This is a genomic window from Phytobacter cepae (assembly GCF_054165735.1).
Window position 1 is genome coordinate 3,562,086 of the sequence record NZ_CM135107.1, and the last position, 17,371, is coordinate 3,579,456.

At 53.6% G+C, this 17,371-nt stretch carries 14 protein-coding genes; 8 read left to right on the top strand and 6 right to left on the bottom strand.

All coding sequences use genetic code 11. From position 1 onward, the window contains the following. The first annotated feature begins 13 nt into the window (after positions 1-13). The 4 genes from kdpB to kdpE are packed head-to-tail and all read left to right on the top strand — an operon-like array spanning position 14 to position 6,015. Positions 14-2,062 carry a potassium-transporting ATPase subunit KdpB gene (kdpB, locus tag ACUY4Q_RS16740; protein WP_458043850.1) on the top strand — a complete coding sequence of 683 codons (2,049 nt, stop codon included), beginning with the start codon at positions 14-16 and terminating at the stop codon, positions 2,060-2,062. A 12-nt stretch (positions 2,063-2,074) separates the two neighbouring features. Next, entirely contained in the window at positions 2,075-2,650 is a 576-nt protein-coding gene (gene kdpC, locus ACUY4Q_RS16745) for a potassium-transporting ATPase subunit KdpC (RefSeq protein WP_458043851.1), read from the top strand. 3 nt (positions 2,651-2,653) lie between these two features. Continuing rightward, positions 2,654-5,341, top strand: coding sequence for a two-component system sensor histidine kinase KdpD (kdpD, locus tag ACUY4Q_RS16750; RefSeq protein WP_458043852.1), 2,688 nt, complete (start codon positions 2,654-2,656; stop codon positions 5,339-5,341). Continuing rightward, positions 5,338-6,015, top strand: coding sequence for a two-component system response regulator KdpE (gene kdpE, locus ACUY4Q_RS16755; protein ID WP_458043853.1), 678 nt, complete (start codon positions 5,338-5,340; stop codon positions 6,013-6,015). Before kdpD ends, kdpE begins: the two co-directional genes overlap by 4 nt. Positions 6,016-6,078: 63 nt before the next feature. Here the strand turns inward: kdpE and pgm are convergent, their stop codons facing one another. Together pgm and seqA are read right to left on the bottom strand one after the other, a co-directional pair. Continuing rightward, on the bottom strand, positions 6,079-7,719 hold the full coding sequence (gene pgm / locus ACUY4Q_RS16760; RefSeq protein ID WP_458043854.1) for a phosphoglucomutase (alpha-D-glucose-1,6-bisphosphate-dependent): 1,641 nt from the start codon (positions 7,717-7,719) through the stop codon (positions 6,079-6,081). A 24-nt stretch (positions 7,720-7,743) separates the two neighbouring features. Further along, entirely contained in the window at positions 7,744-8,295 is a 552-nt protein-coding gene (seqA, locus tag ACUY4Q_RS16765; RefSeq protein WP_458043855.1) for a replication initiation negative regulator SeqA, read from the bottom strand. Between the two features lie 182 nt (positions 8,296-8,477). Here seqA and ybfF point away from each other — a divergent pair, with 182 nt between their 5' ends. From ybfF to fur, 4 genes are all read left to right on the top strand, one after another. Beyond that, a complete protein-coding gene (ybfF, locus tag ACUY4Q_RS16770; RefSeq protein WP_458043856.1) occupies positions 8,478-9,251 on the top strand; it encodes an esterase in 774 nt (257 codons plus the stop codon). Between the two features lie 132 nt (positions 9,252-9,383). Then, positions 9,384-9,692: a LexA regulated protein gene (gene ybfE, locus ACUY4Q_RS16775; protein WP_458043857.1), complete on the top strand. Its 309-nt coding sequence runs from the start codon at positions 9,384-9,386 to the stop codon at positions 9,690-9,692. A 134-nt stretch (positions 9,693-9,826) separates the two neighbouring features. After that, entirely contained in the window at positions 9,827-10,357 is a 531-nt protein-coding gene (fldA, locus tag ACUY4Q_RS16780; protein ID WP_437889239.1) for a flavodoxin FldA, read from the top strand. A gap of 287 nt (positions 10,358-10,644) precedes the next feature. Next, entirely contained in the window at positions 10,645-11,094 is a 450-nt protein-coding gene (gene fur / locus ACUY4Q_RS16785) for a ferric iron uptake transcriptional regulator (protein WP_437430885.1), read from the top strand. A 64-nt stretch (positions 11,095-11,158) separates the two neighbouring features. Here the strand turns inward: fur and chiQ are convergent, their stop codons facing one another. The 4 genes from chiQ to nagE form a co-directional block, all read right to left on the bottom strand. Then, complete coding sequence (gene chiQ, locus ACUY4Q_RS16790; RefSeq protein WP_458043858.1) at positions 11,159-11,491, bottom strand: ChiQ/YbfN family lipoprotein; 333 nt, start codon at positions 11,489-11,491, stop codon at positions 11,159-11,161. A 17-nt stretch (positions 11,492-11,508) separates the two neighbouring features. Further along, positions 11,509-12,909 (bottom strand): chitoporin ChiP, encoded by a 1,401-nt coding sequence (chiP, locus tag ACUY4Q_RS16795; protein ID WP_458043859.1) that lies wholly within the window; start codon positions 12,907-12,909, stop codon positions 11,509-11,511. A gap of 385 nt (positions 12,910-13,294) precedes the next feature. Beyond that, positions 13,295-14,962 carry a glutamine--tRNA ligase gene (gene glnS / locus ACUY4Q_RS16800; RefSeq protein WP_458043860.1) on the bottom strand — a complete coding sequence of 556 codons (1,668 nt, stop codon included), beginning with the start codon at positions 14,960-14,962 and terminating at the stop codon, positions 13,295-13,297. Between the two features lie 173 nt (positions 14,963-15,135). Continuing rightward, the gene (gene nagE, locus ACUY4Q_RS16805) at positions 15,136-17,157 is read right to left on the bottom strand and encodes an N-acetylglucosamine-specific PTS transporter subunit IIBC (protein ID WP_458043861.1); all 2,022 of its coding nucleotides are present in this window, start codon (positions 17,155-17,157) and stop codon (positions 15,136-15,138) included. Positions 17,158-17,371: the final 214 nt, after the last annotated feature.

Consider the following 17,371-nt stretch of genomic DNA (forward strand, 5'->3'; position numbering starts at 1 on the left):
TTTAGGATCTTGTATGAGTCGTAAACAAATGGCCCTGCTCGAACCCACCCTGGTCCGTCAGGCGCTGATCGATTCCTTTATCAAATTAAGCCCGCATACCCAGTGGCGTAACCCGGTCATGTTCATCGTCTGGCTAGGCAGCCTGTTGACCACGTTGCTGGCACTGGCGATGGCGACCGGCCATCTTGATGGCAGCACCGGGTTTACCGCTGCCGTCAGCCTGTGGCTGTGGTTTACCGTTCTCTTCGCTAACTTCGCTGAAGCGCTGGCAGAAGGCCGCAGTAAAGCCCAGGCCAACAGTCTGAAAGGGGTGAAGAAAACGGCTTTCGCCCGTAAATTGCGTGCTCCCCGGCATGATGCCGAGGTCGATCACGTTCCGGCGGAAGATCTGCGTAAAGGCGACATCGTGCTGGTGGAAGCCGGGGACATTATCCCCTGCGATGGTGAAGTGATTGAAGGGGGCGCATCGGTTGATGAAAGCGCCATTACCGGAGAATCCGCACCGGTTATTCGCGAATCCGGCGGTGACTTTGCCTCGGTGACGGGTGGCACGCGGATTCTTTCTGACTGGCTGGTCATTCAATGTAGCGTTAATCCGGGGGAAACCTTCCTCGACAGAATGATCGCCATGGTAGAGGGCGCGCAACGGCGTAAAACGCCAAATGAAATTGCGCTGACCATTCTGCTGGTTGCCCTGACCCTCGTCTTTTTACTGGCGACCGCCACGCTCTGGCCCTTCTCGGTCTACGGCGGTACGGCGGTCAGCGTGACGGTGCTGGTTGCCCTCCTGGTGTGCCTGATTCCCACCACCATCGGCGGCTTGCTATCAGCCATCGGTGTCGCCGGAATGAGCCGTATGCTGGGCGCAAATGTGATTGCCACCAGCGGCCGTGCCGTAGAAGCAGCAGGCGATGTCGATGTATTACTGCTGGATAAAACCGGCACCATCACGCTCGGCAACCGTCAGGCCTCAGAATTTCTTCCGGCCCAGGGAGTGGATGAGAAAACGCTGGCCGATGCCGCCCAACTCTCTTCGCTGGCAGATGAAACTCCGGAAGGCCGCAGCATCGTGGTGCTGGCCAAGCAACGCTTTAATTTGCGTGAGCGTGATGTACAAAGCCTGCAGGCGACCTTTGTTCCCTTCACCGCCCAGACACGAATGAGTGGGATCAATGTCGGTGACCGAATGATCCGCAAAGGGTCCGTTGACGCCATTCGTCGCCACATTGCAGCCAATAATGGTCAGTTCCCTGCCGATGTCGATACCTTAGTCGAGCGCGTTGCCCGGCTGGGAGCCACACCGTTGGTCGTCGCAGAAGGGTCGCGCGTATTGGGCGTTATTTCACTGAAGGATGTGGTGAAAGGCGGCATTAAAGAGCGTTTTGCCCAGTTGCGTAAAATGGGCATCAAAACCGTAATGATCACCGGTGACAACCGCCTGACCGCGGCTGCGATTGCCGCCGAAGCGGGGGTGGACGACTTTCTTGCGGAAGCCACACCGGAAGCCAAGCTGGCGCTGATTCGTCAGTACCAGGCTGAAGGCCGTCTGGTGGCGATGACCGGAGACGGCACCAACGATGCCCCTGCTCTGGCGCAGGCGGATGTGGCGGTGGCAATGAACTCCGGCACCCAGGCTGCCAAAGAGGCGGGCAATATGGTGGATCTCGATTCCAACCCCACCAAGCTCATTGAAGTGGTGCACATTGGTAAACAGATGCTGATGACGCGCGGTTCGCTGACCACGTTCAGTATTGCCAACGATGTGGCGAAGTATTTTGCCATTATTCCGGCAGCCTTTGCGGCGACCTATCCACAGCTCAACGCGCTCAACGTCATGCACCTGCACTCCCCTGCCTCCGCCATTTTGAGCGCGGTAATTTTTAACGCGCTGATCATTGTCTTCCTGATTCCGCTGGCGCTGAAGGGGGTGAGCTACAAACCGCTGAGTGCGCCCGCCATGTTGCGTCGCAACCTTTGGATTTATGGTCTCGGCGGGTTGGTCGTGCCCTTTATCGGTATCAAACTTATCGACCTGCTGTTAACGCTGTTCGGCCTGGTGTAAGAGGAATATAAAATGTCTTTCATTCGTCCTGCTTTTCTTCTTTTAATCGTACTGACGCTGGTTACGGGCGGGCTCTATCCGCTGGTCACCACCGCGCTGGGTCAATGGTGGTTCAAGGCGCAGGCCAACGGCTCGTTAATACAGGATGCCGGGCAGGTGCGCGGCTCCCGTCTGATTGGGCAAAACTTTACCGCGCCGGGCTATTTTCATGGCCGTCCATCGGCGACCGCAGATGCGCCTTATAATCCATTGGCCTCTGGCGGTAGCAACCTGGCGGCGAGCAATCCTGAACTGGACAAAGAGGTCAGCGCCCGCGTGGCGGCACTGCGTGCGCAAAACCCCGAGGCTGGTGCCAGTATCCCGGTTGAGCTACTCACGGCTTCGGCGAGCGGGCTGGATAATAATCTGACGCCGTCAGCCGCCGCATGGCAAATTCCCCGCGTCGCGCAAGCCCGAGGGCTGAGCCGTGAAGTGGTGGCAAAGCTGGTGGCTGAACACACGCTAAAACCGCTGGTAGATTTTATTGGCCAGCCGGTGGTAAATATTGTCGAACTGAATCTGGCGCTGGATGCGCGTAAGGATAACTAAGCCATGACCGACGAGCCTTTGCGCCCGGATCCCGACCGATTGCTGGAGCAGACCGCAACCACCCACCGGGGAAAACTCAAAATTTTCTTCGGCGCCTGCGCCGGGGTCGGCAAAACCTTTGCCATGTTGCAGGAAGCCCAGCGGCAGCGGGCGCAGGGGCTGGATATCCTTATCGGCGTCGTGGAAACCCACGGGCGGAAGGAGACTGCCGCCCTGCTGAACGGTCTTACCGTTCTGCCGCCCAAACGGGTCGCCCATCGCGGGCGGCTGATTCAGGAGTTTGATCTCGACGCCGCCCTTGCGCGGCGTCCGGCGTTGATACTGATGGACGAACTGGCGCACAGCAATGCGCCAGGCACGCGCCACCCAAAACGCTGGCAGGATGTTGAAGAGCTGCTGGAAGCGGGTATCGATGTGCTGACCACGGTGAACGTGCAGCATCTGGAGAGTCTGAATGATGTGGTCAGCGGCGTCACAGGCATTCAGGTCCGTGAAACGGTGCCCGATCCTTTTTTTGATGCCGCCGATGAAATCGTGCTGGTGGATCTGCCTCCTGACGACCTTCGCCAGCGTCTACATGAGGGCAAGGTCTATATCGGCGGTCAGGCGGAACGTGCCATCGAGCACTTCTTTCGCAAGGGCAATCTCATCGCCCTGCGTGAGCTGGCGTTACGCCGAACCGCAGACCGCGTTGATGACCAGATGCGCGCATGGCGTGACCGTCTGGGTGAGGAAAAGGTCTGGCATACCCGTGACGCTATCCTGCTCTGCGTAGGACACGGTAGCGGTAATGAAAAATTGATCCGCACCGCCGCACGGCTGGCCGCTAAACTCGGCAGCGTCTGGCATGCGGTTTATGTAGAAACCCCCACCTTACACAAACTGCCGGAACCACAGCGGCGGGCGATTCTGGCCTCCCTGCATCTGGCGCAAGAGCTGGGCGCTGAAACGGCCACGCTCTCAGACACCGCTGAAGACAAAGCCATTTTGCGCTACGCAAGGGAGCATAATCTCGGCAAAATTCTGATTGGCAGACGGGCAAAACGCGGCTGGTTTAACCGCGAGTCGTTTGCCGACCGCCTGGCACGACGCGCCCCGGACCTCGATTTGGTGATCATTGCGCCGGACGATACTCCCGTCTCCCTCCCCTCGCGCCCGAATGATAGCCGTCCGTTTATGGAGCGCTGGCGCGTACAGCTGAAGGGCTGCGTTGTCGCACTGGCCTTGTGTGCGGCCATCACGCTGATTGCGATGCAGTGGTTGGTCGCGTTTGATGCCGCCAACCTGGTCATGGTCTATCTGCTGGGTGTGGTGATCATCGCCCTGTTATACGGGCGGTGGCCTTCAGCCTTCGCCACGGTCATCAATGTCATCAGCTTTGATCTCTTTTTCATTGCGCCGCGTGGGACGCTGGCGGTGTCGGATGTGCAATATTTACTCACCTTTGGGGTCATGATGACCGTCGGGTTGGTGATCGGCAACCTGACCGCCGGGGTGCGTTATCAGGCCAGGGTGGCGCGTTATCGTGAACAGCGCACCCGCCATCTGTATGAGATGTCCAAAGCGCTGGCCACAGGACGCAGCGACAAAGACATTGCCGCCACCAGTGAGACCTTTATCCGTTCAACCTTTAATGCCCGAAGCCAGGTGCTGCTGCCGGACAGCACGGGGAAACTGGTGGCTATTACCGGAACGCAAAACATCCCCTCCTGGGACGACGCCATCGCCCGCTGGAGCTTCGATAAAGGCCAACCGGCAGGTGCCGGTACCGATACGCTGCCCGGCGTGCCTTATCAAATTTTACCGCTGAAGAGTGCGCAGAAAACTCACGGACTGGTGGTCGTCGAACCGGCTAACCTGCGCCTGTTGATGGTACCGGAGCAGCAGCGCTTGCTGGAAACCTTTACCCTGTTGGTCGCCAGTGCGCTGGAACGTCAGTCTTTGATCACCAGTGAACAGCAGGCCCGCTTTGCCAGCGAACGCGAAAGCATCCGTAACTCCCTGCTGGCCGCCCTCTCCCATGACCTGCGTACACCGCTAACTGTGCTGTTCGGCCAGGCAGAAATCCTGACGCTGGATCTTGCCAGTGAAGGCTCTAAGCATGCGCCCCAGGCAAGTGAAATTCGTCAGCATGTGCTGAACACCACGCGCCTCGTGAACAATCTGCTTGATATGGCGCGTATTCAGTCCGGCGGCTTTAATTTAAAGAAAGAGTGGCTGACGCTGGAAGAGGTGGTGGGCAGCGCCTTGCGGACGCTGGAGCCAGGGCTCGGTGGGCGACACATTGCCCTCGACCTGCCGGACCCGCTGATGCTGGTGCATGTGGACGGGCCGTTGTTCGAACGGGTGCTAATTAATCTGCTGGAAAACGCCGTGAAATATGCCGGTTACCGCGCCGAAATCGGTATTTGTGCTCGGGCAGACCTTTCGCAATTAACGCTGGAAGTGTGGGATAACGGGCCGGGGATCCCTGCCGGACAGGAGCAGGCAATTTTTGCCAAGTTTGCGCGGGGGACGAAAGAGTCGGCGATCCCCGGCGTCGGCCTGGGACTGGCAATCTGCCAGGCCATTGTCGATGTCCATGGCGGCACTATTTTTGCCACAAACCGCCCGGAAGGCGGCGCCTGTTTTCATGTTACACTGCCGCTGGACACGCCACCGCTGCTGGACGACCTTCCCGAGGATCTGTGATTAACGTACTTATTGTCGAAGATGAACAGGCCATTCGCCGTTTTCTGCGCAGCGCGCTGGAAGCAGAAGGGCTGCGGGTTTTTGAAGCGGAAACGCTGCAGCGCGGGCTGATTGAAGCGGCAACGCGTAAACCGGATCTGGTCATTCTTGATTTAGGTTTACCGGACGGCGACGGTATCGATTTTATACGTGACCTGCGTCAGTGGAGCCAGATGCCGGTCATTGTGTTATCTGCCAGAACGGAAGAGAGCGATAAAATTGCTGCCCTGGATGCGGGCGCCGATGATTATCTCAGTAAGCCCTTTGGCATCGGGGAATTACAGGCGAGGCTGCGGGTGGCCTTACGCCGTCATGCCGGTACGCCGCAAAACGATCCGGTAGTGACTTTTTCGGATATTCAGGTCGATCTCGCCAGCCGACGTATTCTACGCGGTAGCGAAGAGCTGCACCTCACCCCTATTGAGTTTCGCTTGCTCGCAGTGCTGTTAAACAACGCCGGAAAAGTGCTCACCCAGCGCCAACTGTTAAGTCAGGTCTGGGGGCCTAACGCCGTCGAACATAGCCACTATTTACGCATCTACATGGGCCATTTGCGGCAAAAGCTTGAGGCCGATCCTGCGCGTCCGCGTCATCTGCTAACCGAAACGGGTATCGGCTACCGGTTTATGCTGTAACTGCAGACATAAAAAAGCCCGGTCACGTTTACGCAACCGGGCCGGGTCATTCACCGAGGGTTATCAGGCGTTTTTCAGCACTTCGCTGACAATTTCTACCGCTTCTTTTTCAATCAGCTTACGGTGTTCTTCGCCGAGGAAGCTTTCGCAGTAAATTTTGTAGGCGTCTTCCGTGCCTGATGGACGTGCGGCAAACCAGCCGTTGTCGGTCATCACTTTCAGACCGCCAATGGCAGCACCGTTACCCGGAGCCGCCGTCAGACGAGCGGTGATCGGGTCACCTGCCAGCGTGCTGGCACTGACCATTTCCGGAGAAAGCTTAGACAGCGCGGCTTTCTGTGCGGAGGTGGCGCTGGCGCCCAGGCGGTTATAGCTTGGCGCACCGAAACGCGCGGCCAGCTCATCGTAGTGCTGCTGCGGGTTTTTACCGGTGACGGCGGTGATTTCCGCAGCCAGCAGGCACATGATGATGCCGTCTTTATCGGTAGACCACGGGGTGCCGTCAAAACGCAGGAAGGATGCCCCTGCGCTCTCTTCGCCGCCAAAACCAAAGCTACCGTCGAACAGGCCATCCACAAACCATTTGAAGCCGACCGGCACTTCTACCAGTTTGCGGCCCAGATCGTTAACCACACGGTCGATCATCGCGGAGGAGACCAGGGTCTTGCCCACAGCCACATCTTTGCCCCACTGCGGACGATGCTGGAACAGGTAATTAATGGCAACAGCCAGATAATGGTTCGGGTTCATTAACCCTGCCGGCGTGACGATGCCGTGGCGGTCATAGTCCGGGTCGTTGGCGAACGCCAGGTCGAACTTATCACGCAGCGCCAGCAAACCTGCCATTGCGGATTCGGATGAGCAATCCATACGGATCACACCATCTTTATCGAGGTGCATAAAGCGGAAAGTCTGATCGACCTGATCGTTCACGATAGTGAGATCAAGCTTGTAGAATTCGGCAATGCGCTTCCAGTACTCAATGCCGGAGCCGCCCAGTGGATCAACGCCAAGCTTCAGACCGGCTTTCTGGATAGCCGCCATATCGACGATGTCGGCCAGCCCTTCAATGAAGGGTTGCACCAGATCCTGTTCTTTCACGTGACCTGAAGCCAGGGCCGCGTCCAGCGTAATACGTTTCACGCCTTTCAGGCCGTCGGCTAACAGGGCATTAGCACGGTCTTCCACCACTTTGGTGACGTTGGTATCAGCCGGCCCACCGTTTGGCGGGTTGTATTTAATGCCACCATCTTCCGGCGGGTTGTGCGACGGGGTAATCACGATACCGTCCGCCTGCGCGCCACCTTTTTTGTTGTGGACCAGAATGGCATTGGAAACAGCAGGCGTCGGCGTAAAGCCGTTGTTTTCCTGCACAACCAGGTCAACACCGTTGGCCGCCAGCACTTCCAGCACAGAGATAAAGGCAGGTTCAGACAAGGCGTGGGTATCTTTGCCCACATAGCATGGCCCGGTGATACCGTTTTTGGCGCGCTCTTCAGCGATGGCCTGGGCAATCGCCAGGATATGCTGTTCGTTGAAGCTATGACGCCCTGCGCTACCACGATGCCCGGACGTACCAAATTTAACTGCATGTTCAGAATTACCCACTTCCGGTTTCAGCACGTAGTACTGCGCGGTAAGCTGGGCGACGTTGATCAAATCGCTCTGTTGTGCAGGTTGACCCGCACGTTCATGGTTAGCCATTGCCTGGTCCTTCTTATGCAAGGATTAAATTGTGCCGCAAACCTTTTCAATCAATTCCGCCGGGAACTGCATTGACTGCATGATGTGTTCTACCATGCTGCATTTACGACCCGTATTAGTGTTGGTGATGACCCAGTATGGTGTATCTGGCACCTGTTTTGGCTTGGTCTGCGTGCCATTTTGCAACAAGGTTTGTTCATCAGACGCAAAGTATACGCGGGTACGCCCGTGCAGGGACTCGGTGGATTCTGCAAAGGCTTTGTTGTCCAGAGAATAGAGTGTAGACAGCACCAGCATGAAACGGTTAACGGCTTTTTTCTGATCGGCGTATTCGTCAGAAAGCAGCAACTCGCGCACCGCACGAACTTTGTCTTTCGCGGTGTTGGTCGGCTTACTCTCTTCGACTTTCGGCGTAACAGGGGCTTCTTTTGCAGCGGCAGGCGTCGTGGCGGCAGGCTGAGAGGAGGCGGAAAATTTCAACATGCGCCGTAAAATGTCGGATGCGCTCTCACCAATATGCTTCGTGTGGCTGGCAATATAACTGTAGAGTTCATCATCAACTTCAATCGTTTTCATTTTAATCCAGTGCAGTGTCTTATCTGAATACAAGTTATTGAGATTATAAAGTCAAATCTCAACAGCGGATAGCGCTAAACCTGAGTGGCGGCTAAGTTAGATTGTGTCTGAACCTTGCAGCCGGGCGGCAGAATGTTCAACATAATACCCTAATCCGAAAGAGCGAAAAAAAGAACTTTGCCATGAAATTGAATACCCGAGCGCAATCTGCACAACAATCGCACAACAATTCTCCCATCGTGTTAGTCCACGGCCTGTTTGGCAGCCTGGATAACCTTGGCATTCTGGCGCGCGACCTTGTGAGCGACCATGACATCCTTCAGGTGGACATGCGTAATCATGGGCTTTCTGCGAGTTCGGACGAAATGAATTACCCCGCGATGGCCCAGGATTTGGTTGATACGCTGGACGCGCATTCCCTTGAGCGGGCCACCTTTATCGGTCACTCAATGGGAGGGAAAGCGGTCATGGCCTTAACCGCGATTGCCCCGGAACGTATTGACGGACTGGTAGCGATTGATATTGCCCCCGTGGATTATGCCGTGCGTCGCCACGATGAGATTTTTGCTGCTATCAATGCGGTGACGGATGCCGGGGCCACGACGCGACAACAAGCGGCCACCGTGATGCGCACCGTCATCGATGAAGAAGGGGTGATTCAATTTTTGTTGAAGTCCTTTGTTGACGGGCAATGGCGCTTTAATGTCCCCGTGCTGTGGGAGCAGTACCCCCACATTGTCGGCTGGGAAGAGGTGCCGGTCTGGGACCACCCTGCCCTGTTCATCCCCGGTGGCAACTCCCCTTACGTGACCGAGCAGTATCGTCAGCCTCTGCTTAAACAGTTTCCGCAGGCGAAGGCGCATGTCATTGCCGGTGCCGGACACTGGGTGCATGCGGAAAAGCCGGAAGCGGTTTTGCGCGCTATTCGTCGTTATCTTGCTGAAAAGACAAACTGATTAAAAACCCGGCGCTCGGTCATCATAACGCGCCCGGGCGTTGGCGTCCCTGCCTCCCTGATGTATGATGGCGCGCTAATCAACCCGGGCTCAGGCTCGATTGCTTGTACTTCCCGTAGTATTTCTTAAATCATGGCTAAAGAACAAACGGACCGCACGACCCTAGATCTGTTCGCGAATGAGCGTCGCCCGGGACGTCCTAAAACCAATCCGCTCTCTCGCGACGAGCAATTGCGCATTAACAAACGCAATCAGCTTAAACGCGATAAATTTCGTGGGCTTAAACGCGTCGAACTGAAAATCAACGCGGAGGCCGTTGACGCATTAAACGCCCTGGCTGACGCGCGTCAAATGAGTCGCAGCGAACTCATCGAAGAGATGTTGCTGGAGCAGCTAAAAGCGCTGAACAGCATTGATTCCTCTGATTCTTCATCTGAATAACGTTTTCATGTAGCAGAGAGTGCAGTCCGACGCGATTGCAGTTTCCGCGTGCTTCTCTGATCTGCTATGATTGCCCTTATCCGTGGGCTAAACGCCACCACCATATCATTAAGTTTCAAGAGGTTATTTTACTCATGGCAATCACTGGCATTTTTTTCGGCAGCGACACCGGTAATACCGAAAACATCGCAAAGATGATCCAGGCACAGCTTGGTAAAGACGTTGCAGATGTACACGACATTGCAAAGAGCAGCAAAGAGGATCTGGAAGGCTATGACATTCTGCTGCTTGGCATCCCGACCTGGTATTACGGCGAAGCGCAGTGTGACTGGGATGATTTTTTCCCGACGCTGGAAGACATTGATTTCAATGGCAAGTTAGTCGCATTGTTTGGCTGTGGTGACCAGGAAGATTATGCAGAGTACTTCTGTGATGCGCTGGGGACAATTCGTGACATCATCGAACCACGTGGCGCGGTGATTGTGGGTCACTGGCCGACCGAAGGCTACCACTTTGAAGCCTCTAAAGGCCTTGCCGATGATGACCATTTTGTTGGGCTGGCCATTGACGAAGATCGTCAACCAGAACTGACCGCTGCACGCGTGGATAAATGGGTTAAACAGATTTCCGAAGAGCTGAATCTTAACGATATCATCAATGCCTGATGCTGTTTGGCGCATCCTGCGGGTTGCGCCAGATCGATAGTTAAAACCAATGGAAATAATTGCTACATTTTTTTAACTTTTGCCGCCAGCACTGTACAATATGGCCTGGTTAAAACGGGTAGCGCAACGGACTTTGTTGGCACTACCACGTTTTATACGCTTACTTTACTTGAGGGCTTGCAGTTTTCATTTAGACATGGCAGTTCTATAATGAGACGCATTTCCCAGTGCATTCCTTGTAGCTTCCCCTTGGGGAGCGAACCGTTTAGCAACAGGACAGATTCCGCATGACTGACAACAATACCGCATTAAAGAAGGCCGGCCTGAAAGTCACGCTTCCTCGCTTGAAAATCCTGGAAGTGCTTCAGGAGCCGGACAACCATCATGTCAGTGCGGAAGATTTATATAAGCGCCTGATTGACATGGGCGAAGAGATCGGGCTGGCCACGGTTTACCGTGTTCTGAACCAGTTTGATGATGCCGGGATCGTAACCCGTCATAATTTTGAAGGCGGCAAATCTGTCTTCGAACTGACTCAGCAACATCACCACGATCACTTGATTTGCCTCGATTGCGGCAAAGTGATTGAATTCAGTGATGACTCCATTGAAGCTCGCCAGCGTGAAATCGCCTCTCAACACGGCATTCGCCTGACGAACCATAGCCTGTACCTCTATGGCCACTGCGCTGAAGGCGATTGCCGCAGCGATGAAAACGCCCACGAGATTGCGAAGTAATCTTCCGTAAACGTAAAAAGCCAACCTCCGGTTGGCTTTTTTATTGGTGGTACAAAAAGAGTGTCTACGGCGTATTGTTGCTGCGAATTTCCTGCCAGATACGATCGCAGTTCGCTTTTACCGCCTGACCATTGCCCGTATGCGTGGCGTCCAGACACTGCTGATAATCCAGTGTACGGACGGATTCTTCATGAGCAAACTGTTGATGTGCCTTTTCTGACTTCAACACGTCTAACACGCTACGGCAGGCTTCAAGTTTTTCCGACGATCCTTCTGCGGTGTTAATGCAGGCACTGTAAGCTGCTCTCAAACGCATATCTTCTTTCGGCGCTGAGGGTTGCTGTACGCAGCCAGCAAGTCCCAGGGTCATAAACAGAATCATTATGCTTTTTTTCATTTTGCCCTTCTCTCGCATCAGAAAATCGTAAACGGTGCGATCACGATAAATTTCACATCGCGCTCATCCTGGAAGATGTTGTTGTAACCACCGCCCCAGCTTGGAATATCAGAGTGGTTATCAAACTGCGTGAAGTGCAGTTTAAATAACGTCCCTTTCGCCAGACCATCCTGCAGGGTGTAAACGACGTCGAGGCTGTAAGCGGATTCCTTAATTGAATTATTGGCTTTATAGTATTGGTCGCCAGAGGAAACGTTGGATGGCTTGGCATCCCAGCCATACACATAGGATGCGCCTACCGCCCAGCCCGGAAGATTTAAATCTTTAAGATCATACATAGCGCCAACAAATACCGCTTTCTCATTATGGGCGTTAAAGTCAGAACGATTATCCCACCAGATATCCAGTCGGCCATTTGACGAGCCATAAAGCGGCGTCATACGCGAATTGAAATATCCCTGGCGACCATCGGCTTTGACCCATGTTCCCTCAAGACGTAAATCGACAGGCCCTGCGGTATAATTAAAGGTCAGTGCCTGTAACCAGGCCGTACCGTCATAAATATCATTGATGGTGTGATTAGATGCTTTATCGCGTGAGCTGTAGAACTGATAGCTTGTCGACAATGGGCTGCCCGCAATATCAAATTTATAACTGGCTTTTGCAAAGTATTGGTCAACATAGCCCTGCGCCTGACCAAATGCCGCTTCTAAAATGAGATCGTTTTTAAAATCATATTGCGCGCCGAGTGAATGGACATAATCAATCTTGCTCACGCCATCATTTTGATAGAAATAATCGGTTTCGTTGTACCAGGGGGCTTTATATTCATTGGCCCACATATACGAGAAACTCAGTGCACCGCAATCTTCATAATCAAGTTTTGCACCTAGTTCCGTACCCTGATACGTACCCGGCATAAAGCTCCAGTTGGAGGCCAGCAGTGTCTGCCCCGTTGGCTGAATGTAACCCGCTCGCGCCCATACCGGACCATATTTAAATTTTGCCGCCGCGGTATAAAGACTGGCCCCACTTCTGTCGCCCGCCCAGTCTTCGTCATAGACTTTGTGACTATTGGAAAACGCCATTTCATTAGGGTGTGCACTGCCGGATGACTCTGCCATTTCGATTGCCGCAAACGCGGCAATATCGATACCGAACATATCTGCTGCATAACCGGACTGGAAATCGAGGTTAGTATTCCAGGTTGAGTGTGCAAGGTTTGTTTTATATTTATTACCGTCGGTGACGTCCTTACGATCGCGTTCACGCTGCCAGTAATACACCCCGCCGGTAAGCGTTGAATCATCGACAAAACCTTCGGCATTTACCGCAGGGGTTATCATTAAACCTGATATTGCTGTTGTGCTGGCAATAGCTAACGCTATCGCCTTACGTTTAGCGACAAACGCGATCATAATTGTTCCTCTTTGACTAAAAAAACAAAAGTGCTGTGCAAAGGCATTCAGCAACAAATTAAAACCAGGGAATAGCTGTGAGTGCTAAAAACTTGTTTCACACCACGAATCAAGATTATTTTTGCCCGCATGAATGATCAAGCACTTTACCTGAATGAGCATCAGGAATATGACCAGGAACACAGATTTCAATCCGTTTTGGCGCAGACGTGGAATAACAGTTGGGAATGGTAATTTATCGCGTTAAATAATCGGGAAAATGAAGGATGAGAATGAAAAAATTAAAACAACTTTTCATGTCAATCACAGACAATTATTAAAATTTCAGATGGGAAGAATAAAAAAACGCCGCACGGGGCGGCGTTCAGATAAAGTCGCGCGTTAATTACTCGCCGACTTTCGCCCAGGTGTCACGCAGACCCACGGTGCGGTTGAAGACCAGCTTATCAGCTGTTGCATAACGGCTATCGAGGCAGAAGTAACCTTCACGCTCAAACTGGTAAGCTTTACCGGCTGCGGCAGACTGCAATGACGGCTCAGCATAACCCTGTTTAACGACCAGAGATTCCGGATTCATCACCGAGAGGAAATCTTCAGCGGCGCCTGGGTTTGGCACGCTGAACAGACGGTCATAAAGACGGATTTCAACCGGCAGCGCGTGGGCCGCACTCACCCAGTGAATGACGCCTTTCACTTTACGGCCATCCGCTGGATCTTTGCTCAGGGTGTCCGCATCATAAGTACAGAAGATGGTGGTGATAGTGCCGTCGGGATCTTTCTCCACACGCTCAGCCTTCACCACATAGGCGTTACGCAGGCGCACTTCTTTGCCCATCACCAGGCGCTTGTACTGCTTGTTGGCTTCTTCGCGGAAGTCGGCGCGATCGATCCAAATCTCTGCGCTAAACGGAACCTCACGGCTGCCCATCTCCGGTTTATTCGGATGATTCGGCATGGTCACAATTTCGCTTTCGCCCTGAGGATAGTTCTCGATAACCAGTTTAACCGGATCGATAACGGCCATCGCACGTGGCGCGTTTTCGTTCAGATCTTCACGAATGCAGGATTCAAGAGAGGCCATCTCGATGGTGTTATCCTGCTTGGTCACGCCAATGCGTTTGCAGAATTCACGAATAGACTCCGCAGTATAACCACGACGGCGCAGGCCAGAGATGGTCGGCATACGTGGATCGTCCCAGCCTTCAACGTGCTTGTCGGTGACCAACAGGTTCAGCTTACGCTTGGACATCACGGTGTATTCCAGATTCAGACGCGAGAATTCGTACTGACGCGGATGAACCGGAATAGAGATGTTGTCCAGTACCCAGTCGTATAAGCGACGGTTGTCCTGGAACTCCAGCGTACACAGAGAATGGGTAATCCCTTCCAGCGCATCACTGATGCAGTGGGTGAAGTCATACATCGGGTAGATGCACCATTTGCTGCCGGTCTGGTGGTGATCGGCAAACTTAATGCGGTAGAGCACCGGGTCGCGCAGCACGATGAACGGCGATGCCATGTCGATTTTAGCACGCAGGCAGGCTTTACCCTCTTCGAAGCCACCCGCGCGCATTTTTTCGAATAGCGCCAAGTTCTCTTCCACGCTGCGATCGCGGAACGGGCTGTTTTTGCCCGGTGCGGTCAGCGAACCACGATATTCGCGGATTTCGTCAGCGGAGAGTTCATCAACAAACGCCAGCCCTTTGTTGATCAGTTCAACCGCATACTGGTGCAGTTGATCGAAATAGTCAGAGGAATAACGCACATCGCCGGACCAGTGGAAACCCAACCACTCTACGTCATGTTTTATAGACTCAACGTACTCGATATCTTCTTTTACTGGGTTCGTGTCATCGAAGCGCAGATTGCACTGTCCGTTGTAATCCTGGGCGATGCCAAAGTTCAGGCAGATAGATTTAGCATGACCAATGTGCAGATAACCATTCGGCTCTGGCGGGAAACGGGTGCAAACAGAATTATGCTTACCAGTGGCCAGATCTTCGTCAATGATCTGACGAATAAAGTTTGTCGGGCGGGCTTCAGCCTCACTCATCGTAGATTCCTCAAAGCGTAAACAACGTATAACGGCACATGATCTTATAAGCGGGTCCTGGAGACAACCCTTAGTTACGGAAAATATATACAAAGCGGAAGCGTGAAACGGCGGCAAAAAAAAGCGGCAGAGGAAATCCTCTGCCGCTTTGATAATGCTAACGGGTTAAGTCATTAGCCTTTGATGTCATACAGCGGCGTTTGCCCTGCAACGACCGACCCTTGCGCTTTAAGTACCAGACCCGAGAAGTCGTCGATGTTGCTGCAAACGACCGGGCTAATCATCGAACGTGCTGTTGCGTTCAGGTAGTCCAGGTCCATTTCGAGGACTGGCTGGCCGGCAACCACAACGGCACCCTCTTCAACCAGGCGGGAGAAGCCCTGGCCGCCCAACGCGACGGTATCAATACCCATATGAACCACGATCTCCGCCCCTTTCTCGGTTTCGAGACAGAACGCATGATTCGTGTTGAAAATTTTCACAATGGTCCCGGCTGCCGGAGCGACAACCACTTTGTCTGTCGGTTTAATCGCCACACCATCACCGACCGCTTTGCTGGCGAAGGCTTCATCCGGCACTTCATCCAGAGAAACGACATCGCCGGTAATCGGGGAGACCAGTTCTGCAATGACGGATGCGTTAGGCACCGCCTGAGGCTTAACCGCTGCAGCCGTCACTGGCGCAACCGGGGCTGCCGTATCAGCGGCAGGTACGTTGCCCGCAGTCTTCATCGCGTTCGCGATTTTCTCAGCCACAAAGCCGACGATAATCTGCACGCTGGTTTTATTCAGACGAATAATACCGGTCGCACCAAGACGTTTCGCCATCGCTTCATTCACCAGCGCAGAGTCTTTTACATTCAGACGCAGACGGGTGATACAGGCATCAATACCGGTCAGGTTAGAAGAACCGCCGATAGCGGCAATGTACTGGCGAGCCAGACCTGCAACATCCTGCTCTGAACCTGCGCTCACGTTGACGTCCCGACCATCAGCTTCGTCACCCGCAACAGCCAGTTCACGGCCCGGCGTCAACAGGTTGAATTTCAGAATGGTGAAACGGAACACCACGTAGTAAATAACAAAGAATACCAGGCCTTGCAGAATCAGCATGTACCAGTGTACGGCCAGGGGGTTACGTGACGAGAGCACCATATCCACCAGACCCGCACTGAACCCGAAACCGGCAATCCACTGCATGGTCGCAGCGATAAACACGGAAATACCGGTCAGCACTGCATGGATGAAATACAGTACCGGCGCCACGAACATGAAGGAGAACTCCAGCGGTTCAGTAATCCCGGTAAAGAAGGCGGCAAAGGCACCCGCCATCATAATACCCAAAACTTTGGCTTTGTTTTCTGGACGTGCGCATTGGTAGATAGCCAGTGCTGCACCCGGCAGACCGAACATCATGATTGGGAAGAAGCCCGCCTGATAACGACCTGTAATCCCGATTTCAGCTTTACCTGCAGCGATAGACTGCGCGCCACCGAGGAAGTTAGGAATATCGTTGATACCCGCTACGTCGAACCAGAATACGGAGTTCAGCGCGTGGTGCAGACCTACCGGAATCAGCAAGCGGTTAAAGAAGGCATAGATACCCGCGCCCGCAGAGCCAAGTTTTTGAATATGTTCACCAAAGCCTACCAGACCGCTGAACACCACCGGCCAGATATACATCAGAATGAACGCTACAACGATCATCACGAAAGAGGTCAGAATCGGCACCAGACGGCGACCGCTAAAGAACGACAACGCTTTCGGCAGCTCAACGCTGCTAAAGCGGTTGTAAAGCTCTGCCGCGATGATACCGACCATGATCCCAACGAACTGGTTTTTGATCTTGCCAAATGCAGCAGGCACCTGATCGGCCGGAATTTTTTGAATCATGGCAACGGCTGCTGGCGAACACAACGTCGTTAATACCAGGAAGCCGACGAAGCCTGCCAACGCGGCAGCACCGTCTTTATCTTTGGACATACCGTAGGCAACACCCACTGCAAATAGCACGCCCATGTTATCGATGATGGCAGATCCAGACTGGATAAAGAGCGCTGCCAGCGCATTATCACCACCCCAACCTACCGGGTCGATCCAGTAACCGACCCCCATTAAAATTGCTGCTGCAGGCAGCGTGGCGACCGGCACCATCAGTGCGCGACCTACCTTTTGTAAGTAACCTAAAAGACTCACGTTATTCCCCCTCTGACCCCACACCGGGCGCTTAGAAACAGTATTTTTTTATTGTCTTACTTAAACCTGAAAGCACGGCCTTTTTTTACGACAGTATCAGTGTGTGAAAAATTAATTCGCCTCGCAAATTAAATGCACACTTTTTGTGATTACAGTCACCAAATATCGTTATTAACCCTCCACTTTGCTGGCTAACAAGCAAAACTTATTTTAT